Annotated in this window: 7 protein-coding genes; 1 reads left to right on the top strand and 6 read right to left on the bottom strand. The window is 49.1% G+C overall.

Features of this window, described 5'->3' with window-relative positions:
* Positions 1–11: 11 nt before the first annotated feature.
* From ACHZA1_RS08385 to ACHZA1_RS08370, 4 genes are all read right to left on the bottom strand, one after another.
* Positions 12–6,905 (bottom strand): MBG domain-containing protein, encoded by a 6,894-nt coding sequence (locus ACHZA1_RS08385; protein ID WP_320054788.1) that lies wholly within the window; start codon positions 6,903–6,905, stop codon positions 12–14.
* Positions 6,906–8,621: 1,716 nt separating this feature from the next.
* Positions 8,622–9,824: a hypothetical protein gene (locus ACHZA1_RS08380; RefSeq protein ID WP_320054787.1), complete on the bottom strand. Its 1,203-nt coding sequence runs from the start codon at positions 9,822–9,824 to the stop codon at positions 8,622–8,624.
* A gap of 381 nt (positions 9,825–10,205) precedes the next feature.
* On the bottom strand, positions 10,206–11,087 hold the full coding sequence (locus ACHZA1_RS08375; RefSeq protein WP_320054786.1) for an alpha/beta hydrolase-fold protein: 882 nt from the start codon (positions 11,085–11,087) through the stop codon (positions 10,206–10,208).
* A 713-nt stretch (positions 11,088–11,800) separates the two neighbouring features.
* Positions 11,801–12,736 carry a hypothetical protein gene (locus tag ACHZA1_RS08370; RefSeq protein WP_320054785.1) on the bottom strand — a complete coding sequence of 312 codons (936 nt, stop codon included), beginning with the start codon at positions 12,734–12,736 and terminating at the stop codon, positions 11,801–11,803.
* Between the two features lie 252 nt (positions 12,737–12,988).
* Here ACHZA1_RS08370 and ACHZA1_RS08365 point away from each other — a divergent pair, with 252 nt between their 5' ends.
* Positions 12,989–13,195 carry a hypothetical protein gene (locus ACHZA1_RS08365; RefSeq protein ID WP_320054784.1) on the top strand — a complete coding sequence of 69 codons (207 nt, stop codon included), beginning with the start codon at positions 12,989–12,991 and terminating at the stop codon, positions 13,193–13,195.
* A gap of 780 nt (positions 13,196–13,975) precedes the next feature.
* Here the strand turns inward: ACHZA1_RS08365 and ACHZA1_RS08360 are convergent.
* Positions 13,976–15,904 (bottom strand): JAB-like toxin 1 domain-containing protein, encoded by a 1,929-nt coding sequence (locus ACHZA1_RS08360; RefSeq protein ID WP_321426981.1) that lies wholly within the window; start codon positions 15,902–15,904, stop codon positions 13,976–13,978.
* A 344-nt stretch (positions 15,905–16,248) separates the two neighbouring features.
* The gene (locus tag ACHZA1_RS08355) at positions 16,249–16,797 is read right to left on the bottom strand and encodes a hypothetical protein (protein WP_320054783.1); all 549 of its coding nucleotides are present in this window, start codon (positions 16,795–16,797) and stop codon (positions 16,249–16,251) included.
* Between the last annotated feature and the right edge of the window lie 2 nt (positions 16,798–16,799).

The raw sequence follows: 16,799 nt of genomic DNA, 5'->3' as shown, positions 1-16,799 counted from the left end.
TTTCGCTTGGATTATCTAACAACAATAACTTTGAAGGTGTAGTCCTTATTCTTAGCGGTGGTTAGGTGGCCAACGTAAACGCCGTTCCCAACTGGCATGTTTAAGGTGTTAAGCGATTCGACCTTTGGGGTATGGAATACCCGTAACCCCTTTAGGCTATATACCGACAGCGTAGTTCCCTGTAATTCGCTATCGTTTAGGCCTGATATTTTAACCGAACAGCCCTGGTTGGAGTAGACAGGGTTGGGGAACACCGTTAGTGTAACCGAGGTTGGCGCAGGCATCGTTACTGTTTTGGCACACGACATTAGCGTTTCGCCGGTAACGGTTACCACCTGCACGGAATAAGCACCAGACAACCCTTGCGGGTCGTTGTAGAACTGCTTGGTTGCCCCGCTTATGGGAGCCCCATTCTTATACCACTGGTAGGAGGTAAAGCGGTTGGAGGCATCGTTGCAGAGCACCACATCGTTAAACTTGGTAACGATATAGTCGGATGACAGGTTGATGCTAAAGGTGAACGGATAGAGTTCGCTGGCATCGTTCAGGCTGTTGACCATTTGGAGCGAGGCCGTATAGACGCCTTCGGTAGCGCCCGTTGGCACTGGAATGCTAATGGGCTGCTCGGATGGCGATAGATCGGTAAGGGAGATGTCGCGAAATCCTGCCGAGAGAGCCTTGCTTCCGAAGATAATTCGGTATTGGGTTGGCTCGCCTGATAGAATGGTGTAGGGTAGGCTTAGGGCACTACCCTCGCATCCCGACTGGGGCGATTTTAATGTGGCCAAGGTAATCTTTTCTGATATCTGGCCGCCAGCTATAACCTCGCTTGCCGGAGCCAGGTAGCTTTTAGCGGAGCTACCGCTGAGGGTATAGGTTACGGTAATCGTTTTGGCTGTACCTGCAGCGGAATTGTTGTAGGCTGCTGCTCCCAAGACGGAAACCGAAGCTGCATCTGCCGGGATAATTCCGCTTACCTTACCAAGGGAGGTAATTGTTGCGGTGGTGGTACCATCGTACATCTTGCTTGTTACAACTTTGGGCGGGGTAATGGTTAGCTGCTTGGCGGCGATGCTAAAGTCTTTGCCCACAAAGGTGAGCGAATAGCTGCTTCCGGCGGTTAGCGATCCCTGAGCAATGGGGTAGCTGCCTACGCTCTCGCCCGTAGCTCGGGTGAGGCTGCCGGTAAATATATCGCTGCCAAGTAGGGCTGGCGAAGCGGTGTAGGTAAGGGCAGGGTCGGCGTTGCCGTAAACCTTTCCCTGATTATCATCGGCGGTAACGGTGATGGCCTTTGGCGTAATGGTGAAGCCTTTCGGAACAAAGGTGATGCTATAGTTGCTGCTCGCCGAAAGCGATCCCTGAGCGATGGGGTAGCTGCCTACGCTCTCGCCCGTAGCTCGGGTGAGGCTGCCGGTAAATGCATCGCTGCCAAGTAGGGCTGGGGATGCGGTATAGGTAAGGGCCGGGTCGGCATTGCTGTAGACCTTTCCCTGGTTGTCGTTGGCGGTAACGGTGATGGCCTTTGGCGTAACGGTAAAGCTTTTAGGAGCAAAGGTGATGGCGTAATTACCACCCGCCGAAAGCGATCCCTGAGCGATGGGGTAGCTGCCTACGCTCTCGCCCGACGTTCTGGTAAGGTTGCCGGTAAATGCATCGCTGCCAAGTAGGGCCGGCGAGGCGGTGTAGGTAAGGGCCGGGTCGGCATTGCCGTAGACCTTTCCCTGGTTGTCGTTGGCGGTAACGGTGATGGCCTTTGGCGTAACGGTAAAGCTTTTAGGCGCAAAGGTGATGGCGTAATTACCACCCGCCGAAAGCGATCCCTGAGCGATGGGGTAGCTGCCTACGCTCTCGCCTGTAGCTCGGGTGAGGTTGCCGGTAAATGCATCGCTGCCAAGTAGGGCTGGCGAAGCGGTGTAGGTAAGGGCAGGGTCGGCATTGCCGTAGACCTTTCCCTGGTTGTCGTCGGCGGTAACGGTGATGGCCTTTGGCGTAATGGCAAAGCCTTTCGGAACAAAGGTGATGCTATAGTTGCTGCTAGCCGAAAGCGATCCCTGAGCGATGGCGTAGCTGCCTACGCTCTCGCCCGTAGCTCGGGTGAGGCTGCCGGTAAATGCATCGCTGCCGAGTAGGGCAGGCGAAGCGGTATAGGTAAGGGCCGGGTCGGCGTTGCCGTAGACCTTTCCCTGATTATCATCGGCGGTAACGGTGATGGCCTTTGGCGTAATGGTAAAGTTTTTAGGAGCAAAGGTGATGGCGTAATTACCACCCGCCGAAAGCGATCCCTGAGCGATGGCGTAGCTGCCTACGCTCTCGCCCGTAGCTCGGGTGAGGCTGCCGGTAAATGCATCGCTGCCGAGTAGAGCAGGGGAAGCGGTGTAGGTAAGGGCCGGGTCGGTATTGCCGTAGACCTTTCCCTGGTTATCGTCGGCGGTAACGGTGATGGCCTTTGGCGTAACGGTAAAGCTTTTAGGTGCAAAGGTGATGGCGTAATTACCACCCGCCGAAAGCGATCCCTGAGCGATGGGGTAGCTGCCGACGCTCTCGCCCGTAGCTCGGGTGAGGCTGCCGGTAAATGCATCGCTGCCAAGTAGGGCAGGCGAAGCGGTGTAGGTAAGGGCCGGGTCGGCATTGCCGTAGACCTTTCCTAGGTTATCGTCGGCGGTAACGGTGATGGCCTTGGCAGTAATTTCTCCGATGTTTACCACGTAATTGTCCGGAGCGGTATACTTTGCCACATCGGCACCGCTAATGGTGTAGCTTACGGTAATGGCTTTGCCGGTACCCGCAGAAGCATTGTCATAGGTTGCGGTGGCCGATACCGAAATGTCATCGGTACCTACTTTGTTAGCTATACTTCCGGGAGTTACGGAAGCTGCAGGTGTTCCGTCATAGGTTTTCGACAGGCTTAGCGCAGGATTGCCTGCGGTTAGCTTACGGGGTGTAATTTCGCCGGTGCTTACCACGTAATTGTCTGGTGCGGTATACTTTGCCACATTGGCACCGCTAATGGTGTAGCTTACGGTAACGGTTTTGCCGGTACCCGTAGAAGCATTGTCATAGGTTGCGGTGGCCGATACCGAAATGTCGTCGGTGCCAATTTTATTGGTGATGGCGCCTGCTGTTACTGCTGCCGTATTACTGCCGTCGTAAACTTTCGATATGGTAAGGGATGGGTCGTTAACCGTAAGCTTTCGTTTACCCACTTCAATGGTGATGGTTGCAGAGCTTGCCCCTGCCACATTGGTACCCGTAATGGTATATGTTGTAGCGGGAGAAATAACCGTAGGCGTTCCGCTAATGGCTCCTGTTTTGGCATCGAAGCTTAAACCGGCAGGCAATGTAGGGCTTATGGTGTAGCCATAAGGGGTTATTTTTCGGATCCTATGATTACGTTGATCAGCAACATAAACATTCCCTGCCGCATCGGTAGCCACTCCGAAGGGTAGGCAAAATTGAGCCTCCGTTACGATGCCATCTTTAAATCCCTGGAAGTGACCGGCAAGGGTAGTGACCGTGGCATCGGAAGCAATTTTCCGGATTCTATTATTGTTTACATCGGCCACATATACATATCCTGCCACATCGGTTGCCACTCCGAGGGGGTAGTTAAATTGAGCCGCCGCTCCAGTACCGTCGGTATATCCCGGGGAGCTTCCAGCGAGGGTGGTTACTATTCCCGAGGGGGCTATTTTTCGTATTCTATGATTATTTTGATCTGCAACGTAAATATTCCCTGCCGCATCGGTGGCCATTCCTATTGGGTTGCTAAATTGAGCCAACGTTCCTGCACCATCAGCATATCCCTGGGAACTTCCGGCAAGGGTAGTCACTACTCCCGAGGGTGTTATTTTTCGTATTCTATGATTAATTTGATCCGCAACATAAACATTTCCGGCCGCATCGGTGGCCACTCCTGTTGGGTAACTAAATTGAGCCGCTGTTCCTGTGCCATCAGCATCGCCTGATATGCTTCCTGCGAGTGTAGTTACTACTCCGTTGGGGGTTATTTTTCGTATTCTATGATTATTTTGATCTGCAACGTAAATATTCCCTGCCGCATCGGTGGCCACACCTCTTGGGTTGCTAAATTGAGCCAACGTTCCTGCACCATCAGCATATCCCGGGGAGCTTCCGGCAAGGGTAGTCACTACTCCCGAGGGTGTTATTTTTCGTATTCTATGATTAATTTGATCCGCAACATAAACATTTCCTGCCGCATCGGTTGCCACTCCTGTTGGGTCGTTAAATTGAACCGCAGCTCCGGTGCCATCGGCATATCCTTGGGAGCTGCCCGCAAGAGTGCTTACCTCGTTGGGTATAGTGGCCGGTACTGCCCCTCCGCTGTTAGTTGGGGTTAACGCAGAAACCGCTGTTCCTACTGTAAAAAGCTGCGATGAAGCCGTGTAGCTTATGGTAGGTGCTACCTGCAGGGTGTTGAACGTAACCACATCGCCGTAGCTGGTACCTTTGGCATTAGTAGCATACGCCCTTGCATAATAGGTAGAGCCAGGAACTAATCCGGTGAGCGAAGCGGTAAAGGTTCTGGTGGCAGCAGAGGCCGTAATATCTACTTTACTATCGGTAGTGGTTGGTACAGTATTGGTGCTGCTGTAGCAGATGCCGTAATGGGTTGGAGTAAGGCCCGATGAGCCCAATGAGGTGATGGCTCCATTACCTGTTGCCGATATGCTTGTAATAGCGGTTACGCCTTGCGTAGCAACTAGCGGTAAAAGCTGCCATTTTAAGCAGGGATATCCATTGTTTACATCTGCGGAAATTGCCCATATATCGGCTGTGCCGTTGGTGGATTCTTCCACAAAATCCCACGTGGCCGCGGTAAAGGTATTCTGGGCTTTCATTGTGGCAGTAGATGCTCCAGAACCAACTCCGTTACTGGTAGGTACTTTTGTGTTATCCCAAAAGCTGTAGCTTACCGTGGAGTTTGAATTATTTCCCGCTAATCCGCCAGTATACGAAGTTCCGGGGGTAGTGCCTGATGCATACGAGTTGTTTATTGATGACCCAGATTCGTTATTCCCCACTAACCCTCCGATAGATGTAGTTCCCGACACCGTGGCTGTAGCATATGAGTTGCTTACCGTGGAATGATAGTTATCTCCCACTAATCCGCCGACAGCATCATTGCCAGACACAGTACCTGTAGCGTATGAGCTGCTTACCGTAGATTGAGTGGTATTATAGCCCACCAATCCGCCGGTATACCGATTCCCGTATACCGAACATCCTGTCAATCCAAGGTTTTGAATGGTGGCGTGGTTTGTAACACCGAAAAGACCTATATAGCCAGAGGTAGGACGGTTGATGGTGAGCCCGCTGATGGTATGTCCTAAGCCATTGTAGCTACCACTAAAAACGGTCGTACTAGTGTTTCCGATGGGCGAAAAGCCTTTACCACCATTCCAGCTGGAGGTGGCCGAAGCATCAATATCGGCTGTTTGGATGAAATTTTTGTTCCACACCGAAGAGGTTTGCGAGAGCCAGTTAAGGTCGCTGAGGGTAGCTATCTGATAAGGGTTGCTGGCAGAGCCATCGCCCGCCGAAGGGGCAACCGGAGCGGGCATGGTGGTAAACGTAACCACATCGCCGTAGTTGGTGCCCCCTCCTCCGCTATTGGTGCCATACGCCCGCGCATAGTAGAGCGTGTTGGGCGTAAGGCCGGCAAGCGAAACAGTAAATGGCCCGGTGGCAGCTGGGGTGCCTAACGCGGCTTTGCTATCGGCTATGGTTGGGGTGGCATTGGTGCTGCTGTAGCAGATGCCGTACGTTGTAGTGGAGGCGCCTAAGCAGGTTATGGACCCGTTGCCGGTGGCCGTGGTGGCGGCTATGCCGGTAGCCCCCTGCGTCGCTAAAATGGATAAATCTTCGACGATGGTAAAGCAGGAACGCCAGCTACCGTACGATGCCGCACTTCCCGGTAGTACATGGAGCACCTTAGCACCTGCTGGTTGGCTAAAGGCCTCAAAGCCTAGGGAAACGGAGCCCCCATCGCTGCGGTACTCGTTTACCGTTAAGCTGCTGGATGCGTTGGAAAACGCAAAATTGCCAATGGAGGTAACCGAGCTGGGGATGTTCATGGAGGTTAGGCCTGTACAATTAAAAAACGCACTACTGCCAATGGCGGTAACCGAGCTGGGTATGTTCATGGAAGTTAGGCCTGTACAACCACTAAACGCATTATTGCCAATGGAGGTCACCGAGCTGGGTATGGTTACGGAGGTTAGGCCGCTACAATCCAAAAACACAAAATCGCCAATGGCGGTAACCGAGCTGGGGATGGAATAGCTCGCTCTATTCGAGGGGAAGTAAATGATCGTCGATTTATTTTTGCTAAAAAGCACCCCATAGGTGGAGCTATAGCTGGGGTTGCCATCATCTACCGTAATGGAACAGCTGTTATGACGAAACGCACCATCGCCAATGGCGGTAACCGAGCTGGGTATATTCACGGAGGTTAGACCGCTACAACCGCAAAACGCAAAATTGCCAATGGAGGTCACCGAGCTGGGTATGGTTACGGAGGTTAGTCCGCTACAACCAAAAAACGCATAATCACCAATGGCGGTAACCGAGCTGGGGATAGCTATCGATTTCAACTTATCACACATCCAGAATGCATAAAATGGTATAGCATTACCGTCAATGGCAGCCCCGCTGAGGTTGATGCTAGTCAGGCTGTATTTTGCCGTCATGTCCTTTAGGGTGGTAATGTCGGAGCTGTTGATGCTTCCGGTAACGGTAAGGCTGGTAACCGAGCTTTGTTCGGCGGGGGTAAGCAGGGTTGTCAGGGTTCCTGCTGTGGCCACGTTAACGGTTTTGGAAACCTGCGCTTGCAGCGCTATGCTGCAGGCTAGCGAGAGGAAAAGAAGTACAATTTTTCTCATATAATGGTAATGGCTAACAGCTTTGGTTGCCCCGCTTGGGGCTAGTTGTTGGCTGTGGTTTGCTTTTGTCTATATTGGCTGGTGCTTTATAGGCATCCATTTCTTTCAGGATCACACATCTGCGACAGCTCCGCTAGAGCGACCGCTTCTTGCTGCTGCGCGCTTAAGATCAGCGGCGCTGTTATGTGTATCTACCTATCCTGCAAGCCACGATACCCCGGACAGTGCACCGAAAAGAAGAGCTCTACTACTACTATGCTTTCCTAAGGCTTAGGACTATAAATTAGGGCGCAATTTAACAATTCTCCGCTTTGGTTCTACCGCTTACGGAAATTATTATCATTCATGCAAATGCTGATGATGCTTGGTGGGCGCTACGTGGGTTTTGTAGCGAATAGAATGGGGATTATAGATGGAGTTGCCCGCTATTCAGCGAATACATTCAACTCTAGTTGGCGAAGGTTCCTGCCCATAGCCGTTAAGCTAAGGATGGGTAAGCAACGAAAGAAATTCTAAGCGCGCTTCGCAGATCCGACTCACCCCCAATCCCCCTCTCTCCGAATGGCATTGGAGAGTCTGCCCATACCGTAAGCGGCATATACTTGCCATTCGCAAAGAGGGGGCTGCGGCACGGATATAGGCTGCAGCATATTCGGAGCGCAGGAAGTTCTCGTTAGGCGAAGGCTCCTGCCGATAGCCGTCAAGCTAAGGATGGGTAAGCAACGAAAGAAGTTCTAAGCGCGCTTTGCAAATCCGACTCACCCCCAATCCCCCTCTCTCCGAATGGCATTGGAGAGCCTGCCCATACGGTAAGCGACTACTAGAGGGGGGTGCGGCACGGATATAGGCTGCAGCTTAATCGGAGCGCTGGAAGTCCCCTCGTTAGGCGAAGGCTTTTGCCCATAGCCGTCAAGCTAAGGATGGGTAAGCAACGAAAGAAGTGCTAAGCGCGCTTCGCAGATCCGACTCACCCCCAATCCCCCTCTCTCCGAATGGCATTGGAGAGCCTGCCCATACGGTAAGCGACTACTTGCCATTCGCAAAGAGGGGGGTGCGGCACGGATATAGGCTGCAGCTTAATCGGAGCGTAGGAAGTCCCCTCTTTTAGACGAGCAGGCGGCGCCTGAGTAAAGAAAGCAGAAGCCGCAACGTTCTTTTTCTGGTTAACCCACCACTCGGCTAAGAGAGGGGATTTAGGGGTGAGTTGGGAATGGGCATGGCATAGGCATTTCCTTGTTTGGCGAAGGTTCCTGCCCATAGCCGTTAAGCTAAGGATGGGTAAGCAACGAAAGAAGTGCTAAGCGCGCTTCGCAGATCCGACTCACCCCCAATCCCCCTCTCTCCGAATGGCATTGGAGAGCCTGCCCATACGGTAAGCGACTACTTGCCATTCGCAAAGAGGGGGCTGCGGCACGGATATAGGCTGCAGCATAATCGGAGCGCTGGAAGTCCCCTCTTTTTCGACGAGCAGGCATCGCCTGAGTAAAGGAGGTAGAAGCCGCAACGTTCTTTTACTGGTTAACCAACCATTCGGCTAAGAGAGGGGATTTAGGGGTGAGTTGGGAATGGGCATGGCATAGGCATTTCCTTGTTTGGCGAAGGTTCCTGCCTCGTTAGTCGAAGGCTCCAGCCTTCGTCAGCTCTATCATTGCAGGCTATAGCCTGCAGAATAGATTCGACTAAGGCGATAGCCTCAGCCGAACAAGGGATAGGCATCTACAGTAACTCTAGCTTGTAAAGTTCACCCTCGTGCTCATCCATAAGCTTTAATATACAGCGCCTATTTTTAGCGGTATAGTAGAATACTTGTGCCGAATTTGGCTTTACCAGTACCTGATAAAGTGGAACTCCGTTTAACTCCCCATCCAGCGTAATAGTCATGTAGTAGACCTTTGCTCGAATATTTTCAGGAATAATACATACCCCCTTTTTGTAGCTTAAAATGGAATACATTTTAGTCAGGTAAGCTTCTGGTGTAACAATGGTAACATCAACTGTACCATCGGTAAGGTAGCATTCTCCTTTTATATTCGTCCGATGCTTAATGATTGAAGGAACCTCAATCTTAAATTCGTTAACTAGGTACTTAAATTCGGCATTACTGTGGCTGAGCCCATGGGGTGCATAGACGTTGCTTTTAACCGACAGCACATCTTGATTTAGCGCATCACCTAAGAGGTATCCTAGCCTATTTTTTGTTTTTTCTTCAATATTACCATAGCCGCCAAATACGATGAGCTTGTCCTTATTAAGGTTAACCCCTTTTATGGACGATAAGATATTGAGGCATGATACTCTAAATCGATCTTTCATGTTCGAAAAACCATAATCGTAGGGAATAAGCGTAAAGCCCAGCTCAAGTGCTTTTCGAACGACCTCCCCGAAGGTTGGTTCGTTGGTATATACACCGGTAAGCCCAACTACTGGATACTTCCGCTGGCCTAAAAGGGTATCCTGCACATTTAACGCCTCAAGTGCAATATACTTATAGCCCAGCTTTCTTAGCCCATCCAGAATATCGTAAAGGAATACACGGGGTGACGGGTAGTGGTGAATGTCGTTTAAAAGAAGAACATCATGCTGCGCCGCCAACCGAAGAATCTCCTTTTTGGCATCTATACGGCGATAGTTCTTCCTGTTATAACGGGTTGTATCCAACGAAAAGCTGTCAGCTGCATTATTTCGCTTGTCGAATACATTGAGCGCCCTATCGTATTCGCACATGAAAGACATTATGGTCCCGTACATCTCGAAGTAAAAGCAAGAATCTTCCTTTACATAGGATAGTGAGTCCTTTTGGAGATGCCGATACTGCTCAAGCGCACTTCCCTTGAAAGGGCTAAACTGATATACTGATTGTGCAGCAGCTTCGCTACAACCTGCAAGCATGAAAGCTAGCATATAAAATATTCGAACCATTGCTAGTAAGTATTACAATTTTTGCTGTTTTTCATAAAGAGGAGGTGCTTTCGCTCTACAATCAAAACACCCATAGCTGTCAATATATACATCTGTAAGCGACGAAAATGTGCTAACCGCTTCGTAGAACCGACTCACCCCCAATCCCCTCGTTAGGCGAAGACTCCAGCCTCAGCCGAACAAGGGCTATGACGGGCTGGTTTAACCTCTACGAGGTAAGATCTGCCTATGTGGCGACATGCTACAAGTTGGAATGCCCTACGGGCAACTCTCCTTCTATCCTCGTTAGGCGAAGGCTATGGGTGATAGCCTTCGCCTAACAAGAGGACTTTTAAATTTTTCTACGCATCATTTGTCGTCGAAATGGATGATCAGAACAGCTTACTTCCCAAAATTTCTCGACACAAATGGTAGGCAGGTAAGGAGTGCCGAGTGCCAGTATTCGCTGGTATGGGCGCCATCGCGTACGCGGAATTCACAGGGGATTTGTTGCCGGCGCATGGCCTGAGTGAATTCGATGTTACGGTCGAGCAAGAAGTCGTCGTCGCCACAATCAACAAACCATTTCACGCTTCGGAGCTGCTCCTTGCGGGCATCATCGGCATCAGCCACATACTTTATGCAGCTATTCTCCTGTACCGACTTGGTGAGCAAAGCCATCTTGTCGTTGGGATTTTGTGAGGGGACTGCTCCTTCCTGTGGGATGTTCATTAAAGCACTCATTGCATATACCGACGAAAACATGTCGCTGTGCTTTTGCCCATAGGCAGTGGCACCTCCTCCGCCCATTGACAAACCAGCAATAGCGCGGTGCTGCTTATCGCCAATAACACGGTAGGTTTTTTCGATAAAGGGTAAAAATTCGGAGTAGAAGAATGTTTCATACTTCCAGCCCGGCATATCGAAGTAGCCATTCCATGCACCGTCGGAGACGTTTCCACCAGCATTGGGCGATACAATAATCATTTCGCAGGCTTCGCCGGATGCGATGAGCTGGTCGGCCACCTCTTTGGCGTGCTCGTTGTCAAACCAACTCGTATTCACGCCCGACATTCCATGCAGAAGGTAAAGAATTGGATACCTACGATTCGCATCAGTACCGTAGCTCTTCGGTAGGAAGATGGTGTAGTCGCGATCGGCATTCAAAACGTTGCTGTGAATAGTTTTGGTTTCCACCTTGCTTTGTGGCCCCCACTGTCCGAATTGTGCCGATGCTTCAAAAGCAAACAACACGCCGATAAAGAATAGGAATAGCTGTTTCATACAATCTATCATTTTTAGGTTTAAATGCGAATTAAGAGCAGGACTTAGCCTATGGCCCCTCGTTAAGCGGGGGTATCGGTGGTTTTGCCCGCTTCCCTGCGAATACGTTCAACCCCTTGGGGGCATAGCCGTCAATCTAAGGATTTTTCTCAAAACTCAAATGTATATTCATGGCTCGTTATCCCCTCCTTGGGAGGGGGCAGGGGGTGGGTTTACTCGTTTAAATCAATATTTTACTTTACTTAGCGTTCTTAACCCACCCCTACCTCCCGCTCAGGCGGGAGGATAAACAGTTTCAATCATGAACTGGCACTTAATTTCTATCCTTTTCTTTCAAAAAATATAACCCGATCATCCGCTTAGCTTGAGCTATTCATGTTGAAGACCCTACGGGCTTCGGGTTGTAGGATATGGTAGTTTGTTTCAATTAATCAACACGCCCATCCCTCGCTAGGACTGGTTTAACCTCTACGAGGTAAGATCTGCCGATGTGGCGACATGCTACAAGTCGGAATGCCCTACGGGCAACACCCCTTCTACCCTCGTTAGGCGAAGGTTGAAGCCCATTACCGAACAAGGGCAATTTAGCGATTATTGGCGGCGGTTGTGCCGCGGGTGCAAAAAAAGGAGAGGGTGCCTCGCGGTAACCTCTCCATGAACAACAAATAATTAAGTATACAGATGAATCCAATGATTGTGCCTACCTCCGAGGGCTAGCTGGGGTTGTTACCCTTCCTCTTCTTCAGCCGCAGCTCTATCCGCTGCGGGGTGTTGTCGGCAAGGACAAGCTGCTGGCTTTCTATATCGCAGGCAATCTTTTCGGCGGTTATGTTGTAGATGTCGAACTCGCGCTTGCTGTTGCGCACCTCGCCGGTTTTGCCGGTTTTACGATCGAGCAGCACGAAGGGCTTACCGTCTACCGTTCTGGTGGTGGATAGTACCCGCACGCGGACGTTCTCCTCGGGTTTGCCGGTTTCGCTGTTGAGCACCGTGATGGTCGTCAGCCGCTCGGCGTACTCCTTCTTGCTGCGCACCTCGGTATAGCCCTTGAACGCTTCGGGGTGGGTGAGGCTGATGATGTCGGCCACCATGTCCATCTCGTCGAGCATCCCCCTGCCCTCGTTTACCAGCTGCTCGAGCTCCGTGCGCTTTACCTTCTTGTCCGCGTTGTAGGCTTCCTGCTTGGCGTTGGCGGCGGTAAGCGCCTGCATGTTGGCCTCTACGGTGGTGAGCAGCTCCTCGGTGACGTTGTAGGGTACCAGCCCGGCGGCGTTTTCGCGGGCCAGCTTGAGCACGGTGCCTACGCTATCGTTGATGGCCTTGTAGGTGGCGTTCTTGATCTCGGAGCGGGTGGTGTGCAGCTCGGCTACCAGGGGCAGGTTGTTCTGCTTGGTGAAGTAGAGCTCTTCGGCCTTTACGACGGCGAACAGCGGGGCAATCACCTTGTCGGTGGCGGTGCTTACGGCTACGCTAATGAGCTTATCCTCCGACTCGAGGTACACCATCAGCTTTTCGCCCTTGCCGATTAGCGCTTCGGCCTCGGTGACGAACTGCTTGGCCGCCGGAATGGCGCTGAGCGCATCGCAGCCTTTTACGTACTTGCTTACTCCCGTAATCATTCGGAAAAATACCTTGTTAACTTCTTTCATACTACTAGTTTTTTTGGTTGGATTTAGGACGTTTTTGTAATTGGTCTTCTATTTTGGGTTCTACTTAGGTTTTTGCTTTTCGGCTCGGGTGGCGCCCTCCGCTGCTGGCGGCATGCTGCAGGAGGATACCAGTAGGATTTACTTAACTTACTGCCTAAAGATATAGCTTTAATTCTTATTTGCATCCGTATTTATACCTTTTATTATCAAAACAGATGTAAATATGGGTTTCACCAAAAGAAAAGAGGGAACGTGCTTTTCCAGATTGTACGCGGGGCTGCTTTCCCTTCGGCTCCGCTCGGAGAACGGAGGACTTGGTTGCCTGTAGCGGCAAAAAAGAAAAGCGCAACCGTGGTGGTGGCTGCGCTGGTGTATGGATTTGCTAGCTTGGCGGTTATAAAACCGATACTTAAGTTCGACGGAATTACAAATGCAGGCGAGCCTCGTGCGTTTAATTAGACTACGGTGAGCAAGGGGACTTCTTCCAGAAAAACATCTCCACCCTATAGCGCAAAAAAGCCCGGATTGCTCCAGGCTTTTTTATTTTCGTTTTATTGCGGTTACAAACCGCTGCTTATGTTAGACGAAATTACAACCGTAGCGAAGCAGAACTCAGTGTAACTAAATGCCTCCTAACGTTGTGCTTTTAGTCTACCGATTGTGGGGATTCGTATTTTTATTCCACCCATCGCAAAATTGATGTTCTTCAACCATCTTAAATCCATTGTTGCAATATGAGTATAACTACTGGGAATATGAATCGTCTATTTCATCTTCTTTACAAATTCTTGGTATTTCTCCTTTCTTTAATTTTCTGTAAACAGGCTTTCTATAGTTTACATTCAATTTCCGATTTGTTTTAATAAACATGCGTGTAGGAGTTTCCCCATAGACAAAACATAAATGTCTGTTTATGCAAAAGACCCCTGCCGGTTTTAAATGGATAAAGGTATATTTACTTACTCCCGTCTCGAGTAACAATAAATAATACCTTTTAAAGGTACATGAATCGTTAGGGTATGACGAAATTCGTATAGAAATCATAAGAGAATCAGTGTAATATTTACACCTCTTTTCCTTTTCAAATAAAGAACTTATCACTTCTTTTAAGGAATTATCTTTAAATTCGAGCAGAGAAACTTGTTCTTTACTGTGGATATATTTATAGAAAGTGTCAACCGCAAAACTTCCTAAACTGGTAAAACTAAAAGGATAACAAAAAAATGCTTTTTCATAGCATTAATAGATTTTGACGCCATTTTCTCTTAAAGCCTCAAGATAAGCAATTCTCATAAGATCTGCAGTAGTTGTATATGGTATATAATGACCATCAGTATACACATTTAGTTTGGTCCCAGGGTATTTATCCCGCAAATTTATATCAGAGTTAGAAGGCAAGGTTCCGTTAGGATGGTTGTGATTAAACTCTCTGATATTATAACCGTAGCCCTTTACTACTGCTCCTGCGGCATTACTTGATTCGTTAGCATTTTCTTTTGAGGTTTCACTTGAACCTGTTGCTATTAAATTTTCGCCCTTTTCACCATCTGATTTACCGACCTTCAAATGGCCCCATTCTACTTTTGTACCATTTGCTAAGAATTCAAACACCTTCTTCCCATTATTATCTCCTGTAATATTGAGAAATGTCATGTTTTTTTCATTACCTTTTTCATCCTGATATTTCATTTCTTTATTGTGTATAGTGCCATATTTAAATTCTATGGAAGATTTTTTAATTCCATCACTATTTACAATGTTAATCTGATCTTTCTTAGTGTTTTTAACATACTGAATTCCCCCGTTCTCATTGATATTCCATATATCCATACCATCTGGATCCGTAAACCTCAGCGGATTATCAACGCAGTAGTTGTAAGGGCTCCATCTCCTATACTTTTCAGCTAAAGGATCCATCGTATGCCATACGCCCAGCTCTGGGTCGTAGAACCGTGCGCCGTAGTCGTACCAGCCGAAGGGGGTACCGCCAATGTACTGGTCCTGCAGTTCCTTGCCGTTGTAAAGGTAGCGGTTTTGCGGAACATTTACGTTATCGAACGATTTCCCAAAGGGGTAGTAGTCGGTGGCCTGCGCTAGGGCTGGCGTTTGCCCAGCACCAGCCGCCTTGCTAAACATGGCGCGGGTGTTGCCCAGGTGGTCCTTCAGGTTGTACTGGTAGGTGCCGTTGCCCAGCACCATACCCTCCTCGTGTAGGGCATAGGCCAGCCTCTTGCGCTGGTCGTACACCATGCTGCCGTGGTAGTAGCGGGCGGTGCCGTCGGGGTTAGCTACCGCCAGCTTTGCCCCGGTGGCATCGTAGGTGTAGCTTACGCTTTGGCCGCCCTTGCTCACGCTCCTGGGCAGGTTCAGCTCGTTGTATTGTATTGCAAACCCGTTGCGGCCATCGGTGGTGGCGTTGCCGTTGGCGTCGTAGATGTAAGGATTTTTATCTACCCCATTTAAGGTTATCTTGCTAAGCTGATTTCCACTATAGGTGTAGCCGTAAGTGGTAGCCTCCTTGCTGCCATTCTTACGAACAAGAGTACGGATGTTTCCGTTCTCATCGTAAAGCGGTATGTTTTCGGCATAGGCTTCATCGGCTACTAGGGTGCCCGAGCCGTTGTCTTTGGCATAGGCACCAACATTCAGCCTATCCAGCCCGTCATAGGCAAAGCCGTAGCCTTTCTTGTTTTGAGTACCGTCAACCATCTTGGTGCGCCACACCATCGAGGCGATGTTGCCGCCATACTGAGGTTTTACATCGGCTCCTGCTACCTCAGGTGCGTTGTACGCCAGGCTCATGGCGAAGAAGTCAGCTCCAGCAGTGTTGGGCTCGTTGATCTTGGAGAGCCAGCCGCGGATGTTGTACTCGTAGTGTTGCTTCTGATCGGTACCTCCGTAATTCTTTTGCAGCACGTGGCCCAGCGCATCGTAGGTGTAGGAGGCCAGCGTCTCCACCGGGTTGGTATTCAGCTGTGCTGTTACCTCCTGTAGCTGCCCGCTGTCGTAGTACTTGTAGGTGCGCACCAGCGTGGTGGTATTGCCATTAAACGTTTGTACCTCCTTCACCTCATCGGGCTGTCCTACGAAGTTGAGTTTACTCGATACTGTCAGCAGCTCATCGGCATCCAGAATCATCAACACCATGCTCACCAAAAAGAAGTTCAAGGACTTATTCCAAAAAAAAACATCTCCACACTATAACCAAACAGCCGCCCGGTTCTCACCAAGCGGCTGCTTTTTGTTTTATGGCGGTTGCAAACCGCTACTTATGTCAGACGGCATTGTAAATGCCGCCTAGCCTTGTTCGCTGATTAAACTTCGCTCAGCACGGGGGAATATCTCCACCCTATAGCGCAAAAAAGCCCAGATTGCTCCAGGCTTTTTTATTCTCGTTTTATGGCGGTTACAAACCACTGCTTATGTTCTGCAAAATTGCAAATATCGCAGAACCTTGTGCTTTTATTCTACTCTTCGGCTAGCAAAGGCTATCTAAGGCTGATTTTAAACATCTACTTAAACTCTTCATTTCCAAAAAGAAAAACACCTTCAATAGATTTATTGTCTTCTAAAATTTCAAATCTAGTTTTTGAAGTTCTTTGAACATTTATTTTTTTAATGTATTTGCTGGAAGTCTGTTTGTTACTCTTTGGATATTCATACTCAATATTTACTTTTTTAATCTCTTTAAGAAAAATTGAATCGTTAGTTCTCGGTTTATAATACAGACTAACTAACCGGACATAAATAGAATCTTTTGGTAGAATCTTTGACCTACTTCTTAGTTCTCTGAATTCAATTTTATCGTGAGTTATGCGGCCGATAAAAGCAGAACGAGGAAATTGACCTATCGAATCACTGCTTGGCAAAAATAAAGTATCATTGGTGTTGTTTACTATTTTCAAAGACACATAAACGTGGTATCCTCCAGGACAGTCATCATTATGCTTACTTATTCTAATCCTTCCAATGTTACAATTTTGTTTCTTGCTTTCCTCAATGTGAGTACAAGAAATTAAGAGTGATGAGGCTACGATTAATACCAAGCAAATATATTTCATGT

Source organism: uncultured Acetobacteroides sp., assembly GCF_963667355.2.
Classification (GTDB): domain Bacteria; phylum Bacteroidota; class Bacteroidia; order Bacteroidales; family ZOR0009; genus Acetobacteroides.
Note: the sequence above shows the minus strand (reverse complement) of the source record. Positions and strands in the feature narration are given on the sequence as shown.